This is a genomic window from Wandonia sp. (assembly GCF_984588085.1).
On the sequence record NZ_CFIGVI010000079.1, the window covers coordinates 1 to 3,769 of the forward strand.

At 36.5% G+C, this 3,769-nt stretch carries 5 protein-coding genes; all 5 read left to right on the top strand.

Features of this window, described 5'->3' with window-relative positions; all coding sequences use genetic code 11:
- On the top strand, positions 1 to 262 hold a 262-nt coding region (locus AC4PL9_RS14975), incomplete at its 5' end, for a two-component regulator propeller domain-containing protein (RefSeq protein WP_491605558.1).
- Positions 263 to 428: 166 nt separating this feature from the next.
- Complete coding sequence (locus tag AC4PL9_RS14980; RefSeq protein ID WP_491605559.1) at positions 429 to 1,244, top strand: AraC family transcriptional regulator; 816 nt, start codon at positions 429 to 431, stop codon at positions 1,242 to 1,244.
- 79 nt (positions 1,245 to 1,323) lie between these two features.
- Complete coding sequence (locus AC4PL9_RS14985) at positions 1,324 to 1,821, top strand: VOC family protein (protein ID WP_491605560.1); 498 nt, start codon at positions 1,324 to 1,326, stop codon at positions 1,819 to 1,821.
- 211 nt (positions 1,822 to 2,032) lie between these two features.
- Positions 2,033 to 3,070: a sensor histidine kinase gene (locus AC4PL9_RS14990; RefSeq protein ID WP_491605561.1), complete on the top strand. Its 1,038-nt coding sequence runs from the start codon at positions 2,033 to 2,035 to the stop codon at positions 3,068 to 3,070.
- Positions 3,063 to 3,752, top strand: coding sequence for a LytR/AlgR family response regulator transcription factor (locus AC4PL9_RS14995; RefSeq protein WP_491605562.1), 690 nt, complete (start codon positions 3,063 to 3,065; stop codon positions 3,750 to 3,752). The genes AC4PL9_RS14990 and AC4PL9_RS14995 overlap by 8 nt, the downstream gene beginning before the upstream one ends.
- The last annotated feature ends 17 nt before the right edge of the window (positions 3,753 to 3,769 follow it).

The window sequence follows — 3,769 nt, forward strand, 5'->3', positions numbered from 1 at the left end:
TATTGCAGGTGTAGAAGCATATAATTTTTATGAAGACAGCCAAGGGAATATTTGGTTTACGGCTGAAGGTTATGGTGTTTACCGATATGATGGCATACATTTCAACCAATTCACAACCGAAAACGGATTAACTTCAAATGTTGTTCAGAGTATTTTTGAAGATAATAAAGGACAACTCTGGTTCGGAACCTGGCAGGGTATGTGTATTTTTGATGGAGAAAAATTTGTGAATGCGAAAAACAAAGAACCCTGGGTGAACTAAAAATAACTATTGTTAATAGCATGTATAAATAGGGTCTGGTCAGTCAGCACCTGGGAAATCTACAGGGTTTTCCAAAGCCGGTCGCTGTCAGATGAGGGGAGTGTAGAAACCAGCAGGATCTCTTAGTCAAACCATTATACGTGCCCCGATGAAATATCCTGTATAGATGAACTACAAGACATATAAACCACATAAAGATTTAGCATCCATCGTCAAATTCTATTGGACGTTGGAAGTGCCTTTTGACCCGAACAATCAAAAGCAAAAAATAGTGCCCGATGGTTGTATCGAAATGACGTTTAATTTTGGAGACAAGATTAAAAGATTTACTTCGGAAACTGATTTTGTCCTTCATCCTGATGCAATGCTAATGGGACAGAGAACGAAATCATTTGATATATTACCCGTTGGTGATGTTGATACCTTTGCAATCTGTTTCTATCCTGTCGGGTTCGCAAACTTCATAAAAACGGCTCTTGAAAACCTGGTTGACAGGGAAACACCTATTTCAGAACTTTTCGAGCCTGTAGAAGCCGGTGAATTAGAGCGGCAAATGATTCAGGCAAATGACAGTCAGGAAAGAATTGGTATTATCGAGTCCTTTCTTCTGAAAAAACTCAATGAAAAAAATACAATTAGTTCGATCGTAGAATCAACTGTTGATACGTTGCTCAAAACCAATGGAACAACTCCCATATATGCGATTTTGAAAGGTGATGCTTCGAAGAGAAGACAGCTGGAAAGACATTTTAAAAAACAAATTGGCATTAGCCCCAAGCAATTAAGCAAAGCTATCCGACTGCAAGCAACATTAAGCTTGTTGCTCAACAAAAAATCAGAAACACTCACAAGTATTGCTTACGAGAGTGACTATTTCGATCAAAATCACTTTATCAAAGATTTTAAGGACTTTGTCGGAATCACGCCAAAGGAGTTTTTGGGCAATGAGCAGATGGCGCTATCAGCACTTTTCTACAAGTAAGTTTGCCGTGTCGCATTTCTACTATTTTGACCGGTTTCTGACCTATACATTTGCACCTGAATCAAAATAAATAGGAGTAATGCTGATCAAAAGAATAATTCATACAACGATGATTTCTGCGATGTGTCTTGTTGCGTGTAACAATCCGGAGGAGACAAATTCTGAAGCAGCGACAAAGAATCCTTTAACCAATTCAAAAGTAAAAAAAATGAACAGTTATGTTGCAATGTTTGAAATTCCGGCAACGGATATTTCACGGGCAATCCATTTTTATCAGGCAGTATTGGATCTTAAAATTGAAAGGATGGATGTCGAAGGTATGCAAATGGGAATATTGCCGTATGAAGAGCAAGTGGTAACAGGTATCCTGATTCAGGCGGACGGATATAAGCCATCAGCAGAAGGCGTAACAATGTATCTGAACGCAGGAGAAGATCTACAGGTTGTTCTTGACAGAGTAGTGGAAAATGGCGGACAAATAATAGTGCCTAAAACAGCTCATGCAGATGAGAGCGGGTATTTTGCCATATTCCTTGATTCGGAAGGGAACAGAATGGGACTTAACTCACCGAACTAAAGTCGAAAAGAGATACCAAACGCACAACAGAGTAGGAAAACAAGAGCAATTTTAGTGATAAAATAAAGACATAAAACAAAGATTAGTGAGTAGGAATCCGATGCTATTTTCTATTTTGCAGATGAAATTACCCGTTTTGCATAATACGTTTGTTGCAACAAGGACAAAACATGAATTTTGCTTCTGTCAATACTCATTAAATTAGTTTAGTATGAAAAAGTCAGTTGTTTTTGTTATTCATGTGGGGTTTTGGATTGCCTACCTTTTACTGTTATTTGTTATTGTTGCTGCTGCAACGACTGGATTTTCTTCAGGCATTAGCCCTGAATACATTGTCAAAGTAGGATTTTCATTTGTCCTGTTACCTTCTTTGATCACGTTTTATTTGTTCTATTGGTATCTCTTTCCGAAATACATAAAAACAAAAAAGATAGGACTTTCTTTGGTCTACGGAGCGTTGTTTTCTGTTAGTGCTGCTTTTGTTGGCGGCCTGATGTTGAGCTTGTTTTTAGGTTCAGGTATCCTATTCAAAGGAGGTGTTAACTCTTTTCTTTCAGAAATTGTAACTATGTCGCTTGTCGGATTCGTCGCGGGGGTGATGAGTATCATCATTAAAGGCTTCATCACATGGTATGATGAAATCAAATTGAAAGAAGAGCTTATTGTAAAAAATCATCAGATTGAACTCGCATTGGTGAAAGCGCAGTTAGATCCACATTTTTTATTCAATACGATAAACAACATTGATGCGTTAATACTCAAAGACCAACAGGTTGCATCTGAATATTTAAATAAATTGTCAGATATTCTTCGCTTTATGCTTTTTGAAACTAAAACAGAACAAATTGCTTTGTCAAAGGAAATTGAATACATAGAAAAGTATATCGCCTTGCAAAAAACAAGAACCGCAAACGATAATTTTGTGCGCTTTACGGTAAGCGGAAAAATAGAAAATCAAATGATTGCCCCCATGGTCCTAATTCCCTTTGTTGAAAATGCGTTTAAACATACGCACAACAAAAAAATGGATGAAGCCATAACTATTTCGTTAATAGTAGAAGATAAAAAGATTGTGTTTGCGTGCGAAAACAAATACAGTAGAAGCAATAAATCACTACTGGAAAACAATGGTTTAGGAAATGATTTGATTCGAAAAAGAATTGCGCTTTTGTATCCGGAAAGGCACAGTTTAGTAATTACAGATCAGGACAATTGTTACGGTGTAAAATTAACTTTGACGAATGATTAAGTATTCTTGTATCATTATTGAAGACGAACCTTTGGCTTTAGAAAAAACCAAAGGTTTTGTTGAGAAAATACCTTTTTTAAATTTGCTCAGGACATTTGATAATGCCCTTGAAGGGTTGGCGTTTTTGAAGTCGAATAAAGTAGATTTACTTTTTCTGGACATCAATATGGATGAGCTTTCAGGTATTGAGCTACTTGAAAGTACAAATTTGGACTGTCACGTAATCCTTACAACAGCTTATTCGGAATATGCCTTAAAGGGGTACGAACTCCATGTTACAGATTATTTATTGAAGCCATTTTCATTTGAACGGTTTTTACAGGCTGTAAACAAAATCTACGACAAAAATACGGTTCCGTCTAATGGGTTGACGAGCAAATATATTTTCGTAAAAACAGAAAACCGACTGGAAAAAATTAATCTGGATGAAATCCTGTATATCGAAGGAATGCGAGATTACAGAAGAATACATACGAGTAATAAACGGATTATGACACTTCAAAGCTTTTCAGAATTGGAGCAACTTATTCCTGCTAATTTGATTTGTCGGGTACATAAATCGTATATGGTTGCGATTAGTAAAATAGACGAAATCGAACGAAGTCGAATCAAAATTTCGGATCAACTTATTCCCATTTCAGATACGTATAGAAATCATTTCTTCGCACAGATTAACAAGTAAAAGAAAATGATAATTTC

What these genes read in the sequence shown, in the direction of transcription:
- AC4PL9_RS14995 (WP_491605562.1), top strand. Translation starts at nt 3,063, where the DNA reads ATGATTAAGTATTCTTGTATCATTATTGAAGACGAACCTTTGGCTTTA.
- AC4PL9_RS14980 (WP_491605559.1), top strand. Translation starts at nt 429, where the DNA reads ATGAACTACAAGACATATAAACCACATAAAGATTTAGCATCCATCGTC.
- AC4PL9_RS14990 (WP_491605561.1), top strand. Translation starts at nt 2,033, where the DNA reads ATGAAAAAGTCAGTTGTTTTTGTTATTCATGTGGGGTTTTGGATTGCC.
- AC4PL9_RS14985 (WP_491605560.1), top strand. Translation starts at nt 1,324, where the DNA reads ATGCTGATCAAAAGAATAATTCATACAACGATGATTTCTGCGATGTGT.